This window comes from Pseudomonas crudilactis (assembly GCF_013433315.1).
In the GTDB taxonomy this organism is placed as follows: Bacteria; Pseudomonadota; Gammaproteobacteria; order Pseudomonadales; family Pseudomonadaceae; genus Aquipseudomonas; species Aquipseudomonas crudilactis.
The window spans coordinates 173,515-188,902 of the sequence record NZ_WXVV01000005.1 but is presented as its reverse complement, the minus strand read 5'-3'; the positions used below and the strand labels follow the sequence as shown (position 1 = coordinate 188,902).

The window sequence follows — 15,388 nt, the reverse complement described above, 5'->3', positions numbered from 1 at the left end:
GACAAAACTGCCGGCCCGCGCCTGTTTATAAAGGGTAAAACCTTAGCTCAAGGCCTTGCGATTGAAGTCACGCAGGCGGAAACCGAGCAGCAGCAACATGCCGAAGTAAGCGACCACGCCCGCCGCAACCAATGCGCCCAGACGCAGGAAGCGCTCAAGCATGTGCCCCTGATCCCATGGCGGCATGAAATGCATGCCGATCAGCAGCACCACGGACATCACCGCCACTGCCACCACCAGTTTGAAGCCGAACTTGGCCCAACCCGGCTGCGGCTGATACATCTGCTGCTTGCGCAGTTGATAGAACAGCAATCCGGCGTTCAGGCAGGCACCGGCACTGATTGCCAAGGCCAGACCGGCGTGAGCCAGCGGACCAATCAGAACGAGGTTGAACAGTTGAGTAACGACCAGCGTGAAGATTGCGATTTTTACTGGAGTCCGGATGTTCTGTTGCGCATAAAAGCCCGGCGCAAGCACTTTGATCACAATAATCCCAAGCAGGCCGACAGAGTAGGCAATCAGCGCACGCTGGGTCATTTCGGCGTCAAAGCCGCTGAATTGACCGTACTGAAACAGCGAAACAGTCAGCGGCTCGGCGAGAATCCCCAGCGCCAGCGAGCACGGCAGCACCAATACAAAGCACAAACGCAGACCCCAATCAAGAATCCGCGAATACTCATGGCGATCCTTGCTTGCATAGGTTTTCGCCAATGTCGGCAGCAGGATTGTGCCCAGCGCCACACCCAGTACGCCGGATGGCAACTCCATCAGGCGGTCGGCGTAATACATCCACGACACCGAGCCTGCCACCAGAAACGAGGCGAAGATGGTGTTGATGATCAGCGAAATCTGGCTGACCGAGACGCCGAGAATCGCCGGCAGCATCTGCTTCATCACGCGCCAGACGCCGGTATCGCGCAGATTCAGGCGCGGCAGCACCAGCATGCCGATCTTTTTCAGGTGCGGCAGTTGATAGAGCAACTGCGCCAGACCACCTACCAGCACCGCCCAGCCCAGCGCCATCACCGGCGGGTCAAAGTACGGCGTGAGAAACAGCGAAAACACGATCATGCTGACGTTGAGCAACGTCGGCACAAAGGCCGGCACCGAGAAACGGTTCCAGGTATTGAGAATCGCACCGGCCAGCGAGGACAGCGAGATCAGCAATATATAGGGGAAGGTCACCCGCAACAGATCCGAGGTGAGCTGGAATTTTTCCGGTGTATCAGTGAAGCCGGGCGCAGTAGCCCAGATCACCCAGGGCGCAGCGATCATGCCCAGCGCCGTCACTACCGCCAATACCAGTGTCAGCAAACCCGACACATAGGCAATAAAGGTTCGGGTCGCCTCTTCACCCTGCTGGCTTTTGTATTCAGCGAGAATCGGCACGAATGCCTGAGAGAACGCGCCTTCAGCGAAGATACGCCGCAGCAGATTGGGCAGTTTGAAGGCAATAAAGAAGGCGTCCGTCGCCATCCCGGCGCCGAAAGTACGAGCAATCAGCGTGTCACGAACAAAGCCCAGAATCCGGGAAAGCATCGTGATAGAGCTGACGGCGGCCAACGATTTGAGCAGATTCATTGAGGGAATTTGTGCCTGTCGATAAACAGCAGGCGAACAAAGCGCCTACTTGTGCGATACTCCACGCCGCAGCAGCACAGAGCCAAAGCTCGCGAGTTTACAGGTCAAGCGCCGGAAATAAATATCCCGCCTCTTTATACCTACCACTTAGCGGAACGTTTCAAGTGCCCTTGACAAGACTTCAACTCATCGGCATGATTCGCGGCCTATTTTGTTTGCTATTTCCTAAAAAGTCTTTCGAGGAGCTCGACGGTGGCCAACTCACCTTCCGCCAAAAAACGTGCAAAACAGGCTGAGAAGCGTCGCAGCCACAACGCCAGCCTGCGTTCCATGGTTCGCACCTACATCAAGAATGTAGTTAAAGCCATCGACGCAAAAGACGCTGAAAAAGCTCAAGCTGCATACGTTCTGGCTGTGCCAGTTATCGACCGTATGGCCGATAAAGGCATCATCCACAAGAACAAGGCTGCTCGCCATAAGAGCCGCCTGAATGGCCACGTCAAAGCGCTGAAAGAAGCTGCTTAATCCGACGTAGTCATTAAAAAACCGACCTTAGGGTCGGTTTTTTTATGCTTGAAATTTGGTGAATCCAGCGCAAAAAAATGTAGGAGTGAGCCTGCTCGCGATGGAGTTGTATCAGTCGATGCATATATTGACTGATACAACTCCATCGCGAGCAGGCTCACTCCTACAGTTGGATTTGCGGCGTTACTGCTGGACGGGCACCCATGGCAGGATCGGGATGGCGGTCACGGCATTCTGTGGACTGCCCTCGATCAAGCGATCGCTATAGACCAGATACACCAGCGTATTGCGCTTCTTGTCGAGGAAACGCACCACCTGCATGGTCTTGAACACCAGCGACGTGCGCTCCTTGAACACCTCATCGCCATCTTTCAGATCACCCTTGAACCTGATCGGGCCGACCTGGCGGCAAGCGATCGACGCTTCCGCGCGATCCTCAGCCAGGCCCAAACCGCCCTTCACACCGCCAGTTTTGGCGCGCGACAAGTAGCAGGTCACACCCTCGACTTTCGGATCATCAAAAGCCTCAACGACAATACGGTCGTTCGGGCCGACAAACTTGAACACCGTCGACACCTGACCGATTTCTTCGGCCGAGGCAAGCAATGGCATCGCCATCAGCAAGCCCAACAATCCTTTCGCTAAACGCATCGAATTCTCCTTAAACCAGAATCAGGTTGTCACGGTGAACCAGCTCAGGCTCAGCCATGTAACCGAGCAAACCGACAATCGCATCTGACGACTGACCGATGATTTTTTGCGCTTCCAGCGCACTGTAGTTGGCCAGGCCACGAGCAATCTCACGACCGTCAGGCGCCACACAGACCACCATTTCGCCGCGACGGAAACTGCCCTGCACCAACTTAACACCGACGGGCAGCAGACTTTTGTTGCCTTTGGACAGCGCTGACACTGCACCGTCATCCAGCACCAGCGTGCCGCGCGTTTGCAGATGCCCGGCCAGCCACTGCTTGCGCGCCGCCAGCATGCCGCGCTCGGGTGACAGCAAGGTGCCGATGCGCTCACCCGCTTTCAGGCGGTCAAGTACACGCTCAAGACGCCCACCAACGATGATGGTGTGCGCACCGGAACGCGCGGCCAGACGCGCTGCGCGCAACTTGGTCTGCATGCCACCACGACCCAACGCACCGCCGGTACCGCCAGCGACCGCATCCAGACTCGGGTCATCGGCGCGCGCCTCGTAAATCAGTTGCGCATCCGGATTGTTGCGCGGATCAGCGTCGAACATGCCGTCGCGATCGGTAAGGATCACTAGCAGATCCGCCTCGACCAGGTTGGCCACCAGCGCCGCCAGCGTATCGTTGTCGCCGAAACGGATTTCGTCGGTGACCACGGTATCGTTTTCGTTGATGACCGGGATGACTTTCAGCTCGACCAATGTACGCAGAGTACTGCGAGCATTGAGGTAGCGCTTGCGGTCGGACAGATCGTCGTGAGTCAGGAGAATCTGCGCCGTGTGCCGGCCATGCTCGGCGAAGCTCGATTCCCACGCCTGCACCAAGCCCATCTGACCAATTGCAGCAGCCGCCTGGAGCTCATGCATCGCACTGGGTCGTGCGGTCCAGCCCAAACGGCTCATGCCAGCCGCCACCGCCCCGGAGGACACCAGCACCAATTCGACGCCAGCCTCATGCAGGGCCACCATCTGCTCGACCCAGACACTCATTGCCGCGCGATCCAGCCCTTTGCCATCCGCTGTCAGCAAAGCGCTGCCGATCTTCACGACCCAACGCTGCGCACCTGTCACCTTGCTCCGCATCATCTTCAACCTTAGCTTGAGGGCAGCGCGACCCAGCGCCGCCCATGACGTTATTTGTGACTTGCGATTTCCAGATACTAAAACGCCGCTCGATTGAGCGGCGCCTTAGAAAAACGGCTTGCAGCGATGATAACACCGCCCCGAGATGAAGACTCAGCACACACCAGCGATCTTCTGAAGGTCAAAAGATCGCAGCCTGCGGCAGCTCCTACCCAACGAATCAGTCACGCACGTAAATGATTTCCGGACCGTCTTCGTCATCCACATCTTCTTCGTCCCAATCATCGTCGCCGATATCATGGACCGACTTCACGCCGCTGCGACGCAGGGCACGCTTGTCATCCAGCGCCTGCAGTTGCGCGCGCGCTTCGTCTTCGATGCGCTGATCGAGATCGGCCAACTCCTCCTTGTAAGCCGGGTCATTGGCCAGACGATCAGCACGGTCTTCCATGTAACGCATGATGTCGTGGCACAGACGCTCGGTACCGATCTTGGCGATCGCCGAGATCACGTAGACCGGACCGGTCCACTCGAGGCGATCAACGATTTCCTTGACGCGCTCATCGTGCTCTTCTTCAAGGATCTGGTCGCACTTGTTCAGCACCAACCAACGATCACGCTCAGCCAGGGACGGGCTGAACTTGATCAGCTCGTTGACGATCACCTCAGCCGCATCCGGTGCGCTGCTGTCATCCAGCGGCGCCATGTCGACGAGGTGCAGCAGCAGACGGGTACGCGCCAAGTGCTTGAGGAAGCGAATACCCAGGCCAGCGCCATCGGAAGCGCCTTCGATCAGACCCGGAATGTCGGCAATGACGAAGCTCTTCCAGCGATCGACGCTGACCACACCGAGGTTCGGCACCAGCGTGGTGAACGGGTAGTCGGCGACTTTCGGCTTGGCGGCCGAAACGGAACGGATGAAGGTACTTTTACCGGCATTCGGCAAACCCAGCAGGCCGACGTCAGCCAGTACTTTCATTTCCAGCTTCAGATCACGCTGCTCACCCGGCTTGCCCGGCGTGGTTTGACGCGGCGCCCGGTTGGTACTGGATTTGAAACGGGTGTTACCCAGGCCGTGCCAGCCGCCCTGCACTACCATCAGTTTCTGGCCAGCCTTGGTCAGGTCGCCGATCACTTCCTGGGTAGCGGAGTCGATCACCGTGGTGCCAACCGGCACGCGCAGGATCAAGTCTTCGCCCTTCTTGCCGGTGCAGTCGGTACTGCCGCCGTTGGAGCCACGCTCGGCATCGAAGTGCCGGGTGTAACGGTAGTCGACCAGAGTGTTGAGGTTTTCGTCAGCCATCATGTAGATGGAACCGCCGTCACCGCCATCACCGCCGTTCGGGCCACCATTTTCGATGAATTTTTCCCGACGGAAACTCATGGCGCCATTGCCGCCGTCACCAGCCTTTACGCGAATCGATACTTCATCAACAAACTTCATAACCAACGCCTCTCGCCATACGGACGAGCCGAAAAACAATCAAGACATAAGACTCTTGCAAAAATGAGCGCAGCGACCCCAAAACACGACCTGCATCGCACGCCGACAGCCCATACAAACAGTTTTGCAAGAGACTCACCCCACAAACGAAAAAGCCCCGTCGCGAGACAGGGCTTTTCCAGCGATCGCGCAATTAAGCGGCGACAACGCTCACGTAACGGCGGTTGAACGCGCCCTTTACTTCAAACTTGATCACGCCTTCGATTTTCGCGAAGAGGGTGTGATCCTTACCCATGCCAACGCCGTAGCCAGCGTGGAATTGGGTGCCGCGCTGACGCACGATGATGTTGCCCGGAATGATTTTCTGGCCGCCATACATCTTAACGCCAAGGCGTTTGGCTTCTGAGTCGCGACCGTTACGGGTACTACCACCAGCTTTTTTGTGTGCCATGAGTCAATTCTCCTAGTGAGGAATTAGGCTGAAATTAAGCCTGAATACCGGTGATTTTGATCTCGGTGTACCACTGGCGGTGGCCCATACGCTTCATGTGGTGCTTACGGCGACGGAACTTGATGATGCGGACTTTATCGTGACGACCTTGGGAGATCACTTCAGCCACAACGGTAGCGCCAGCAACAACTGGAGCGCCGATATTCACGTCGTCGCCATTGGCAACCAACAGAACGCGATCAAAGGTAACGGATTCGCCGGTAGCGATTTCCAGTTTTTCGATCTTCAGGTATTCACCCGGGGCGACTTTGTACTGCTTGCCGCCAGTAACGATTACTGCATAAGACATGGTATTTCTCCGATAATCCTGCTCACCCAGCTCTTTATAAGAAGAGGTATTGGCTGGCATGGCTGCATTAGGCTGGAAGGCCCGTTGCAATTGCGTAAGGCAGGTGCTGCCCAGGAAGTTCAGGGTGCGCGATTGTACGCAAGGTGCCGCAGGCTTGCAAGTAGCCGTCTATCGCGCCTTGACAGGTCTGGATGGGGGTCCTAGCATGCCGCGCAACCCTTCTGGAGCGACTCTCGCTGATGCAACCCCAAGCTTTCTACCGCGCGGTGGCGGACGATTTTAGCGCCGTCGACGGCATCATCAAGAAGCAGCTGACTTCCCGAGTACCGCTGGTATCGAAAATCGGCGATTACATCACCTCGGCCGGCGGCAAACGTCTGCGTCCTTTATTAGTGTTGCTGTGTGGCAAGGCCCTGGGTCGCGAAGGCGACGACATGCGCCTTTTGGCCGCCACCATCGAATTCCTGCACACCGCCACTCTGCTGCATGACGACGTGGTCGACATGTCCGGCATGCGCCGTGGCCGTTCGACCGCCAACGCCATGTGGGGCAACGCCCCGAGCGTGCTGGTCGGCGATTTCCTGTACTCGCGCTCGTTCGAAATGATGGTCGAACTGGGCTCGATGCCGGTGATGAAGATCCTGTCCCAGGCCACGCGCATCATCGCTGAAGGCGAAGTGCTGCAACTGTCCAAGGTGCGCGACGCCAGCACCACTGAAGAAACCTACATGGAAGTCATCCGCGGCAAAACCGCGATGCTCTTCGAAGCCTCGACCCACAGCGCTGCTGCATTGGCCGGTGCTACCGCCGAGCAGAGCGAAGCCCTGCGTACTTTCGGTGATCACCTGGGTGTCGCATTCCAACTGGTCGACGACCTGCTCGACTACAAGGGCGACGCCGAGACCCTGGGCAAGAACGTCGGCGACGATCTGGCCGAAGGCAAACCGACTCTGCCGCTGATCTACACCATGCGCGAAGGCACGCCGGAACAGGCTGCACTGGTGCGTCAGGCGATCCAGAAAGGCGGGATCGAAGATCTGGAAAGCATCCGCATTGCCGTGGAGGCGTCCGGTTCGCTGGAATACACCGCGCAACTGGCCCGTGATTACGTGGCCCGCGCGATCAAGTGCCTCGACGCGCTGCCGGCCAGTGAATACCGGGATGCGCTGGTGGAACTGAGCGAGTTTGCGGTCGCCCGTACGCACTGATTCTGCCCGCCTCAGCAAAAGCCGCAGCCTTCCTTTGAAGCCTGCGGCTTTTTGTTGCCTGCCCTCTTGCGATTAAAACCCTATACAATGTGCGACTTTTAGCGATCCCTACCCAAGGAGCCTTAGTGAGCACGTTGCCACCCTGCCCGAAATGCAATTCCGAATACACCTACGAAGATGGCACCCAACTGGTGTGCCCGGAGTGCGCCCACGAGTGGTCCGCCAGTGGCGAAGCCGAAGTGGCGTCCGATGATGCCGTGAAGAAAGATTCGGTCGGCAACGTCCTGCAGGACGGCGACACCATCACCGTGATCAAGGATCTGAAGGTCAAGGGCACCTCGCTGGTGGTCAAGGTCGGCACCAAGGTCAAGAACATCCGCCTGTGCGATGGCGACCACGACATCGACTGCAAGATCGACGGCATCGGCCCGATGAAACTCAAATCCGAGTTCGTCAGAAAGGTCTGAATCGCTTGTCATCCATCCCGCGCCAGCCGTGGGATGGAGCTTCGCCCTCCCCGCTCCGCCCCAGCAAAACCAAGCAATAGCCAAACGCCAGCCGTTTTGACCTTACGCAATCTTTACCCGGAAAATTTCAGAATCCGCCAATAGACGCTTGCTATTTGATGAATAAGAATTATTCTCATTGAAACCCTTCAAGGAGATGAGAACCATGACTTATTTGATCGACGCCTGGCTGGACCGCCCACACCCTTACCTCAGAATCCTCCATCGGGAAACCGGTGAAGTCTGTGCGGTGCTTGAAGCAGAAGCTCTGCATGAACTGCAGGATCAAGGGGATCTGGACGTCAGCAGCCTGAATTCCAGCGAGCCGCTGGTGCTCAAGGAACTGGTGCGCAATCTGTTCCTGTTCTGCTATGCCCGGGCGTTGCGCCCGACCAGTGAGCTGCATCACAAGATAGAACTATGAAAATGCAACATGTCGGAGCAAGCCCTGTGGGAGCGAGCTTGCTCGCGAAGAGGCCATAACATTCAACATCATCGTTGAATAACATACCGCTTTCGCGAGCAAGCTCGCTCCCACATGACCGAGCCCGCTCCAACAATCAGGTCTTACAGAACGTCCAGCAGCTCGACGTCGAATACCAGAACGCTGTGCGGCGGGATGCTGCCAACGCCTTGAGCGCCGTAAGCCAGTTCGCTCGGCACGTACAGACGCCATTTGCTGCCGGCATTCATCAGTTGCAGGGCTTCGGTCCAGCCAGCGATCACGCCGCCAACCGGGAATTCTGCAGGCTGGCCGCGCTCGTAGGAGCTGTCGAACACAGTACCGTCGATCAGTGTGCCGTGGTAGTGAGTACGTACTTGATCTTCACGGGTCGGCTTGGCGCCTTCGCCCTGAGTCAGCACTTCGAATTGCAGGCCGGAAGCCAGGGTGGTGATGCCATCACGCTTGGCGTTTTCAGCCAGGAAGGCCAGGCCTTCGCCAGCAGCGGCTTCAGCTTTGGCAGCCGCTTCGGCTTGCATGATTTCGCGGATAACCTTGAAGCTGGCGGACATTTCTTCCTGGCCAACACGGCTTTCCTTACCGGCGAACGCGTCGGTCAGGCCAGCCAGGATCGCGTCCAGACTAACGCCCGGTGGCGGGTTGTCGCGCAGCTGGTCACCCAGCTGACGGCCGATGCCATAGCTGACGCGGGTTTCGTCGGTGGACAGATTTACTTCGGACATGACACTGCTCCGCTGTGCGGACGGCCACAGGACATGCCGTGCGTGCACAGCGCGTCCCGGCGCGCCCGGAACCAAAAGGGCGAGCAGACTAGCACAGATGTTCCGGCGATGGCGCGCAACGCCTACAGGGCTGAACGCCAGGCGAGCGGCACCTTCAGGCTTTCCTCGCCACTGGGACCCAGACCACACATTTCGTCATGTACCGAGGTGTGGACAAGGTTGAATGGCAGCCGCGGAAAGGCATGCAGCAAATCACGCGCATGCTCCACCGAGCGCAGTGTCAGCATGTTGCCTTTGAGATCACTCAACGGATACGCCGCGCCATGCATCCGTGCTTCGAGCAGGTAAATCCCGCCTTCCATGGAGATCAGGTTCAACTCATCAACCTTCCTGGCGATGGCAAACGCATTCAACTCTTGCAGGTTCATGAACGCACCTCACAACGTGGCGAGTCAGGACCTCTACAGGGATATGCCCGCGCGCACCAAAGCACAAGTCACAAACGACACCGCCCGTCTGTTTCGCAACAGACGGGCGGTTTTTTTGCAGCGATCAACGGTTGATCAGTGCTTGGTGACCTTGTCCAGGTAACCCATGGCGAACGCCGAAACGACGAAGGTCATGTGGATGATCACGTACCACATCAAGTGCTCGGGATCGACGTTCTTGGCATCCATGAAGATGCGCAGCAAGTGGATCGAAGAAATTGCCACGATCGAGGCCGCCACTTTCATCTTCAGCGACGAGGAGTCCATGGTGCCGAGCCAGCTGAGCTTTTCCTTGCCTTCATCGATGTTCAGTTCAGAGACGAAGTTCTCGTAACCGGAAATCATCACCATCACCAGCAGGCCGCCGACCAGCGCCATATCGATCAGCGACAGCAGCACCAGAATCAGTTCCGACTCGGCCATCGAGAACACGTTGGGCAGGATGTGAAAAACTTCCTGGAAAAATTTCAGTGCCAGCGCCAGCAGCCCGAGGGACAGCCCGATATAGATCGGCGCCAGCAGCCAGCGCGAGGCGTACATTGCATTTTCGATAAAGCGTTCCATTGAGTCTCACACAGGGGGGCTGGAAATGGCGGCGAGTATAACAGCCCCCTGTGACAGCCAGAAACCGCCGGAAAATCCGCCACCTGCGTGTGTGGTTGATTTTTTTTCTGCTAGTGTCCAAACCATTGACAGCCCAGTGACTGTAGACAGGACGTGTGGAAATGGATGTGCGATTGCCGATAACGACTGCCGGAATATGCCTTGCTGTATTGCTCAGCGGTTGCTCGCCCGGCGACGAGAAACACGCCGCCAGCCTTGAAGAAAAGACCGCAAAGTTCGAACAGTCACTGGACGCCATCACCGATCCAAAGCTCAAGGACGCCATCACTGAACTCGGTGGCTCGCTGCTGCTGCTCGAACGGGCACAGCTCAAACTCGCCGACAATCCCCTGCGCACCGAATACGGCGAAGACGCCCTCGCCGTGCTCAAGCACTACCCTGCCCCGCAGACCCTGGTCGATACCTTTATCAATGGCCTGTTCGTGTTGCACAAGGACGCCAGCTCCGATTACCTCACCGACTTGCAACCGGTGTTCCCGTTCAACCTGAACATTCCCGGCGGCTTCCTGTTCCCCCATGGCGTGGAATGGCAGTCGGTAACGTTGAGCAACAAACGCGTGATCGCTTATCAGCCGGAATGGTCGGAAACCGACCCCGGCATTCAGCTCAGCCCCTCCAGCTCCAATGTCACCAACCCCGATGACCTGACCGTGACTTACCCGTTCATTGACGGGCTGGACGTGGACAAGAAGTCCCTGCCGCAGCCGGTAAGCCTGCAAGGCCAGATCGAAGTCATTGCACCGCGCCGGCTGTACAGCTTCGACCTGACGCAAAAGGACGTCGGCCAGACCCGCAATAATGACAATCTGAGTATCAAGCTGCTGAAGCTTGAAAAGAACTATGCCGAAGTCGAATTCAGCAACGACCTGCCCTTGGCGGCGGAAGTCGCCGAGGCCCAGCTCAACCCGCTGATCGTCCAGGCCCGCGATGAAACCGGGCAGTATCTGGTACGCGCCGGTTCGATCAACGAGAGTCCGGAGCAAGTGTCCTTCTACCAGAAACAACTGGCGTACCTGCAACAACAGAAAGGCTGGAGCGAAACGCTGGAAAAACAGCTCACCCAAGAACAGCAGGATTTCGAGCAGAAACACCCGCGTCGCTACAACAAAGTCTATTTCAATGGCCCGATCGAAACGCTGGAAGTCAGCGTGCTCGACTTCTCCACGGCGACCGTGACCCGCAAACCGCTGGACCTGCCGATCCGCACGTTCAATCAGCACACCACGGAGAAAACCATCCAGCCACTGGATCCGTCGGTGACGGTTTACGACGACCTGGCAGTCAACTGGCTCAAGGGCGCGAGCCTCACCGAAGAACAATTGAAGGCCGGCATTCGCATCCATCAATCCGTGGAAGAACCCAGCGCCGCCCGCATCGAGTTTTCCCATCGCCGCACGTTCAACGATGAATTGCTTGGCGATGATTTCAGTCCGGGGGTCAGCCCCGTCACGTTTTTCACCGAAAAGCGCAGTGGCAAACTCGATGAGCCGATTGAATTGCCGCCCGAGGCCTATCAAGTCGATCCGCTGCGCGCGACGATCACTTACGACCTGGACCTGTTCCCGGAAACCCCGGCGATCGCCGTCGGCTCAATGCCGCTGTTTCTTGCCACGGTGGCCAGGCAGACGTACGCCGCCAAGTCTTTGCCCAAAGGCCTGGAGATCAAGAACAACCAATTGGTGGTGGACCTGAAGCTGTTCCCGCCCAATGAATGGCGTTTCTTCGTCAAGGATGACAGCGGCAACTATCTCAAGCAGATTCTTTCGGTCAGCCACGATGCGAGCGCAGAAGGCCCGGCGTTGTTTGGCGTGCATTATTTTTATGGCCGCCCGAGCCACGTGGAAACCTTTCAGCGAACCGACCTCGCCACCGTGCAATACGGCTTTGAGGTCAAACTCGACAAGGCGCAGGTGCCTGAGACTGCTCCCTGAAGAGCAAGATCAAAAGATCGCAGCCTGCGGCAGCTACAGGGCGCGGCCGCGACCACCGTTGATCTGCCGCAACTGGGCTTGCAGGTGCAGGCTCCAGATCTGCGGATCGTCGGCCAGTTCGTAGCCATGCAGCGTCAGGCTTTCGACAATGGTGTCGAGTATCGATTCGGCGGCGACCGGCCCATGAAACGGGCCCTGGGCCTTGATGGCGGAAGGTTGTTCGCCGGCCATGCCGGCAGCGAAGAGCAGCGTCCACATACCGTTATCGCCGGCCAACGGCTTGATGGCGCATTCGATTCGGGTCACCAGACCCAGGCATTGACGGGTGAGACAGAGGTTGCGCGACATGGCGGCGACCCTCGGTGAAGCCGGTATTCAGCCCCCACGGGAGGACTGGCTCGATCCAGTGATACTGTCGATATCCTTGAGCTGAGAATAGAAGAAAAGTCTGCCGCGCAAGCCGAATGGAACCAGAAGGCGCCGAATGGTCATTGTGTGAATATTGGCGCCAGAGTTGTGGCGAATTTTCCGAAGATCCCCACAAAAATCAATCTGGATAAACAACTGTGGGAGCGAGCTTGCTCGCGAATACGGAGTGTCAGGCAACTGATTCGTCGACTGATACGCCGCTTTCGCGAGCAAGCTCGCTCCCACAGGGTTCGTTTTAAGACCGTTAAGCCGGTTTGGCTTCGGCCAGGGCTTCTTGGGCCAGCTCCTTCTCAGCCTCTTTAAGGTCTTCTTCGCTGATCATCTCAGCGATGTCGCGCAGACGCTCGACCACCCGTGCGTTGATGCTGCCTTCCGGGAATTCGCCGTCGGCATTCGGCTCACCGGCCGGTTCGCCGACCAGCAGGCTCAACGCTTCATCCGCCTGACGCACCGCGTACACGTGGAACTGCCCGGCACGCACCGCCGCCAGCACTTTCTCATCAAGCATCAGCGTGGCCACGTTGGCCTGCGGAATGATCGCGCCCTGCTCGCCCGTCAGCCCGCGCGCTTCACAGAGACGGAAGAAGCCTTCGATCTTCTCGTTGACCCCGCCCACCGCCTGCACTTCACCGAACTGATTGATCGAGCCGGTGATCGCGAAGCACTGCTTGAGCGGGGTTTTCGACAGCGCCGAAATCAGCGTGCACGCCTCGCCCAGCGACGCACTGTCGCCATCGACGTAACCGTAGGATTGCTCCAAAGCGATGCTCGCGGAAATCGCCAACGGGAATTCCTGGGCGTAACGGCTGCCCAGATACCCGGTGAGGATCATCACGCCTTTGGAGTGGATCGGCTGACCGAGGTTGACCTCACGCTCGATGTCGACGATGCCGCTGCCACCCGGGTACACCGTGGCGGAAATCCGCGCCGGCACACCGAACGCCGAATCGCCGACTTCGAGCACGGTCAGACCGTTGCACTTGCCGACCGCCGCGCCATCGGTGTCGATCAGGATGATCCCGGCGAGCATGTCGTCGAGGATTCGCGCCGACACACGACCAGTCCGTGTGGCTTTGGCTTTCAGGGCGCGTTCGATGTGGCCGGCATCAGTCATTTCATCGCCGGCCAGATGGCGGATGAAATCCGCTTCGCTGACCAGTTGGAACAGGTCGCCGATACGCGCCGACAAACGCCCTTGGTGTTCGGCCAGACGTGCGCTGTAAGTGGCCAGACGCGCCACCGCATCGGCGGTCAGCGGCGCCATGCCTTCTTCCGAAGTACGGGTTTTCAACAGCTGGGCGAATTGCTCCAGGCTCTCGTCGACCATCGGGATGTCTTCGTCGAAGTCGACCAGAACGCGGAACATCTCCTGGAAGTCCGGATCGAGGTCTTGCAACGTGTAGTACAGCGACCGCGCACCGATAATGATGACTTTGACCTGCAACGGAATGTGCTGCGGGTTGAGCGTCACGGTGGCGAAACGGCCCATCTCGCCCAGCGGCGATTCCATCTTCAGTTTGCGCGATTGCAGAGCGCGCTTCAGCGCATCCCACACGAACGGCTCGCTGAGCATTTTCTCTGCTTCAAGAATCAGGAAACCGCCGTTGGCACGGTGCAAGGCGCCCGGACGCAACTGACGATAGGTGGTGTAGAGCGCCCCCTGATCGGTGGTGTATTCGATACGGCCGAAGAGGTTTTCGTACGTCGGGTGCGGCTCGAAAACGACTGGCGCACCGCCGCTGAGCGGATGACCGACCACCAGGCTCGGTGCGTATTGTTCTTCCAGCAGCTTGCGCGCAACGGCGTCGGTCTTGCTGTCGTCGACCAGTTGCTCGACCACGGTTTTCAGCAGATAGACCTGCATGGCTTGCAGGTAACCGCAGACCGCCGCGTTCTCGGCGTACTTCTCCGACAACGGCGACAGCAACGGCTGCAGCGCCAAGGTAATGGTTTCTTCGTTGAGCGAACGCAGTTGATTGTTCGACTCACGTTTCCATTGCGGCAGGCTGGCGAGCTCTTCGTTCAGGCGCTCTTCGAGGCCGGAAATGTCATCGTGAAAACGCTCGCGATCGGCTTCCGGTAACTGGGCGAATTCGGCTTCGTCCAACGCTTTGCCATCGAGCATCGGCGTGAAAGCGATGTTGCTGCTGTCGCGGTACAGGGCGACGTCTTTTTCCAGGGCCAGACGCTCGATGATGTCGAGCGCCTTGTCGTAGCGCTGGTTGAAAGCGCGGTCGATGGCGCTTTTCTTTTGCTGGTAGGACGGGTGCTCGAACACCGCCGGAAACGTCGCCAGCAGGTTGTCGATCAAGCCGTTGATGTCGCCGATAAAGGCGCCGGCAGTGCCCGACGGCAACTCCAGAGCACGCGGTTCGCGCGGTTCATCGAAATTGTTGACGTAGACCCAGTCCGCCGGGGTCTGCAGGCGCTTGCCTTCGGCCTTCAGGTAGCGTTTGACGAACGAGAAACGACCGGTGCCGGGCTCGCCCATGACGAAAACGTTGTAACCGGGGCGTGGCATGGCCACACCGAACTGCAAGGCTTCGACCGCGCGTTCCTGGCCGAGCACACCGCGAAAGGGCTCCAGATCATTGGTGGTAGTGAAGCTGAACTGTTCAGCGGAAAACGGACGGGTCAGCGCTTCGGGCGCGAGACGCAAGCTGGCAGCAACAGGATCAGGCATCGGGCTTCCTTAACAATCAGGCGGGGCAGATAGCGGCATTCTGGCGCTGCCCGTGCCCCACTGGCAAGGCGCGCCACACCACAAAGCATAGACAACCGGCCAAGCCGGCGGCCCGCCCCCTGAAACCGGGGTTTATTCCAAATATTTTGCAAAAAACCACGGAACCCCTGGAACGTGCCTAAACTCCAAACTGCGCGGCTGGAA

The 15,388-nt window shown here is 58.2% G+C and carries 16 protein-coding genes; 5 read left to right on the top strand and 11 right to left on the bottom strand.

Going from position 1 to position 15,388, the window contains the following annotated elements; all coding sequences use genetic code 11:
- Positions 1 to 42: 42 nt before the first annotated feature.
- A complete protein-coding gene (gene murJ / locus GTU76_RS07740) occupies positions 43 to 1,581 on the bottom strand; it encodes a murein biosynthesis integral membrane protein MurJ (protein WP_016986205.1) in 1,539 nt (512 codons plus the stop codon).
- Positions 1,582 to 1,833: 252 nt separating this feature from the next.
- On the opposite strand from murJ, the gene rpsT reads away from it, so the two are divergent.
- Positions 1,834 to 2,106 (top strand): 30S ribosomal protein S20, encoded by a 273-nt coding sequence (rpsT, locus tag GTU76_RS07735; RefSeq protein ID WP_003228351.1) that lies wholly within the window; start codon positions 1,834 to 1,836, stop codon positions 2,104 to 2,106.
- Between the two features lie 183 nt (positions 2,107 to 2,289).
- On the opposite strand, the gene GTU76_RS07730 is transcribed toward rpsT, so the two are convergent.
- The 5 genes from GTU76_RS07730 to rplU form a co-directional block, all read right to left on the bottom strand.
- Positions 2,290 to 2,757 (bottom strand): CreA family protein, encoded by a 468-nt coding sequence (locus tag GTU76_RS07730; RefSeq protein WP_180698371.1) that lies wholly within the window; start codon positions 2,755 to 2,757, stop codon positions 2,290 to 2,292.
- A gap of 10 nt (positions 2,758 to 2,767) precedes the next feature.
- Positions 2,768 to 3,886 (bottom strand): glutamate 5-kinase, encoded by a 1,119-nt coding sequence (proB, locus tag GTU76_RS07725; RefSeq protein ID WP_180698370.1) that lies wholly within the window; start codon positions 3,884 to 3,886, stop codon positions 2,768 to 2,770.
- 220 nt (positions 3,887 to 4,106) lie between these two features.
- On the bottom strand, positions 4,107 to 5,330 hold the full coding sequence (gene cgtA / locus GTU76_RS07720) for an Obg family GTPase CgtA (protein WP_016986202.1): 1,224 nt from the start codon (positions 5,328 to 5,330) through the stop codon (positions 4,107 to 4,109).
- Positions 5,331 to 5,523: 193 nt separating this feature from the next.
- The gene (gene rpmA, locus GTU76_RS07715) at positions 5,524 to 5,781 is read right to left on the bottom strand and encodes a 50S ribosomal protein L27 (protein ID WP_003176049.1); all 258 of its coding nucleotides are present in this window, start codon (positions 5,779 to 5,781) and stop codon (positions 5,524 to 5,526) included.
- 34 nt (positions 5,782 to 5,815) lie between these two features.
- Complete coding sequence (rplU, locus tag GTU76_RS07710) at positions 5,816 to 6,130, bottom strand: 50S ribosomal protein L21 (RefSeq protein WP_003176051.1); 315 nt, start codon at positions 6,128 to 6,130, stop codon at positions 5,816 to 5,818.
- A 239-nt stretch (positions 6,131 to 6,369) separates the two neighbouring features.
- On the opposite strand from rplU, the gene GTU76_RS07705 reads away from it, so the two are divergent.
- The 3 genes from GTU76_RS07705 to GTU76_RS07695 all read left to right on the top strand — a co-directional run bounded on the left by GTU76_RS07705 (position 6,370) and on the right by GTU76_RS07695 (position 8,268).
- Positions 6,370 to 7,338: a polyprenyl synthetase family protein gene (locus GTU76_RS07705; RefSeq protein WP_007950962.1), complete on the top strand. Its 969-nt coding sequence runs from the start codon at positions 6,370 to 6,372 to the stop codon at positions 7,336 to 7,338.
- Between the two features lie 125 nt (positions 7,339 to 7,463).
- A complete protein-coding gene (locus GTU76_RS07700; protein WP_016986200.1) occupies positions 7,464 to 7,805 on the top strand; it encodes a zinc ribbon domain-containing protein YjdM in 342 nt (113 codons plus the stop codon).
- Positions 7,806 to 8,010: 205 nt separating this feature from the next.
- Positions 8,011 to 8,268, top strand: a complete 258-nt coding sequence (locus GTU76_RS07695; protein ID WP_180698369.1) for a PA4570 family protein — start codon at positions 8,011 to 8,013, stop codon at positions 8,266 to 8,268.
- Positions 8,269 to 8,411: 143 nt separating this feature from the next.
- Here the strand turns inward: GTU76_RS07695 and bamJ are convergent, their stop codons facing one another.
- The 3 genes from bamJ to GTU76_RS07680 form a co-directional block, all read right to left on the bottom strand.
- Positions 8,412 to 9,029 carry a BamJ family beta-barrel-assembly machinery protein gene (gene bamJ / locus GTU76_RS07690; RefSeq protein WP_008078561.1) on the bottom strand — a complete coding sequence of 206 codons (618 nt, stop codon included), beginning with the start codon at positions 9,027 to 9,029 and terminating at the stop codon, positions 8,412 to 8,414.
- 122 nt (positions 9,030 to 9,151) lie between these two features.
- Positions 9,152 to 9,457: a DUF6482 family protein gene (locus GTU76_RS07685; protein WP_180698368.1), complete on the bottom strand. Its 306-nt coding sequence runs from the start codon at positions 9,455 to 9,457 to the stop codon at positions 9,152 to 9,154.
- Between the two features lie 135 nt (positions 9,458 to 9,592).
- A complete protein-coding gene (locus GTU76_RS07680) occupies positions 9,593 to 10,081 on the bottom strand; it encodes a TIGR00645 family protein (RefSeq protein ID WP_007909801.1) in 489 nt (162 codons plus the stop codon).
- Positions 10,082 to 10,242: 161 nt separating this feature from the next.
- Between GTU76_RS07680 and GTU76_RS07675 the strand changes: the two genes are divergently transcribed.
- Complete coding sequence (locus GTU76_RS07675) at positions 10,243 to 12,072, top strand: hypothetical protein (protein ID WP_180698367.1); 1,830 nt, start codon at positions 10,243 to 10,245, stop codon at positions 12,070 to 12,072.
- 33 nt (positions 12,073 to 12,105) lie between these two features.
- Here the strand turns inward: GTU76_RS07675 and GTU76_RS07670 are convergent, their stop codons facing one another.
- Together GTU76_RS07670 and GTU76_RS07665 are read right to left on the bottom strand one after the other, a co-directional pair.
- A complete protein-coding gene (locus GTU76_RS07670) occupies positions 12,106 to 12,420 on the bottom strand; it encodes a PA4575 family protein (RefSeq protein ID WP_007909799.1) in 315 nt (104 codons plus the stop codon).
- A gap of 325 nt (positions 12,421 to 12,745) precedes the next feature.
- On the bottom strand, positions 12,746 to 15,184 hold the full coding sequence (locus GTU76_RS07665) for a Lon protease family protein (protein ID WP_016986197.1): 2,439 nt from the start codon (positions 15,182 to 15,184) through the stop codon (positions 12,746 to 12,748).
- Between the last annotated feature and the right edge of the window lie 204 nt (positions 15,185 to 15,388).

What these genes read in the sequence shown, in the direction of transcription:
- GTU76_RS07695 (WP_180698369.1), top strand. Translation starts at nt 8,011, where the DNA reads ATGACTTATTTGATCGACGCCTGGCTGGACCGCCCACACCCTTACCTC.
- rplU (WP_003176051.1), bottom strand. Translation starts at nt 6,130, where the DNA reads ATGTCTTATGCAGTAATCGTTACTGGCGGCAAGCAGTACAAAGTCGCC.
- murJ (WP_016986205.1), bottom strand. Translation starts at nt 1,581, where the DNA reads ATGAATCTGCTCAAATCGTTGGCCGCCGTCAGCTCTATCACGATGCTT.
- GTU76_RS07680 (WP_007909801.1), bottom strand. Translation starts at nt 10,081, where the DNA reads ATGGAACGCTTTATCGAAAATGCAATGTACGCCTCGCGCTGGCTGCTG.
- GTU76_RS07670 (WP_007909799.1), bottom strand. Translation starts at nt 12,420, where the DNA reads ATGTCGCGCAACCTCTGTCTCACCCGTCAATGCCTGGGTCTGGTGACC.
- GTU76_RS07730 (WP_180698371.1), bottom strand. Translation starts at nt 2,757, where the DNA reads ATGCGTTTAGCGAAAGGATTGTTGGGCTTGCTGATGGCGATGCCATTG.
- GTU76_RS07675 (WP_180698367.1), top strand. Translation starts at nt 10,243, where the DNA reads ATGGATGTGCGATTGCCGATAACGACTGCCGGAATATGCCTTGCTGTA.
- bamJ (WP_008078561.1), bottom strand. Translation starts at nt 9,029, where the DNA reads ATGTCCGAAGTAAATCTGTCCACCGACGAAACCCGCGTCAGCTATGGC.
- cgtA (WP_016986202.1), bottom strand. Translation starts at nt 5,330, where the DNA reads ATGAAGTTTGTTGATGAAGTATCGATTCGCGTAAAGGCTGGTGACGGC.
- GTU76_RS07665 (WP_016986197.1), bottom strand. Translation starts at nt 15,184, where the DNA reads ATGCCTGATCCTGTTGCTGCCAGCTTGCGTCTCGCGCCCGAAGCGCTG.
- proB (WP_180698370.1), bottom strand. Translation starts at nt 3,886, where the DNA reads ATGCGGAGCAAGGTGACAGGTGCGCAGCGTTGGGTCGTGAAGATCGGC.
- GTU76_RS07705 (WP_007950962.1), top strand. Translation starts at nt 6,370, where the DNA reads ATGCAACCCCAAGCTTTCTACCGCGCGGTGGCGGACGATTTTAGCGCC.
- GTU76_RS07685 (WP_180698368.1), bottom strand. Translation starts at nt 9,457, where the DNA reads ATGAACCTGCAAGAGTTGAATGCGTTTGCCATCGCCAGGAAGGTTGAT.
- rpmA (WP_003176049.1), bottom strand. Translation starts at nt 5,781, where the DNA reads ATGGCACACAAAAAAGCTGGTGGTAGTACCCGTAACGGTCGCGACTCA.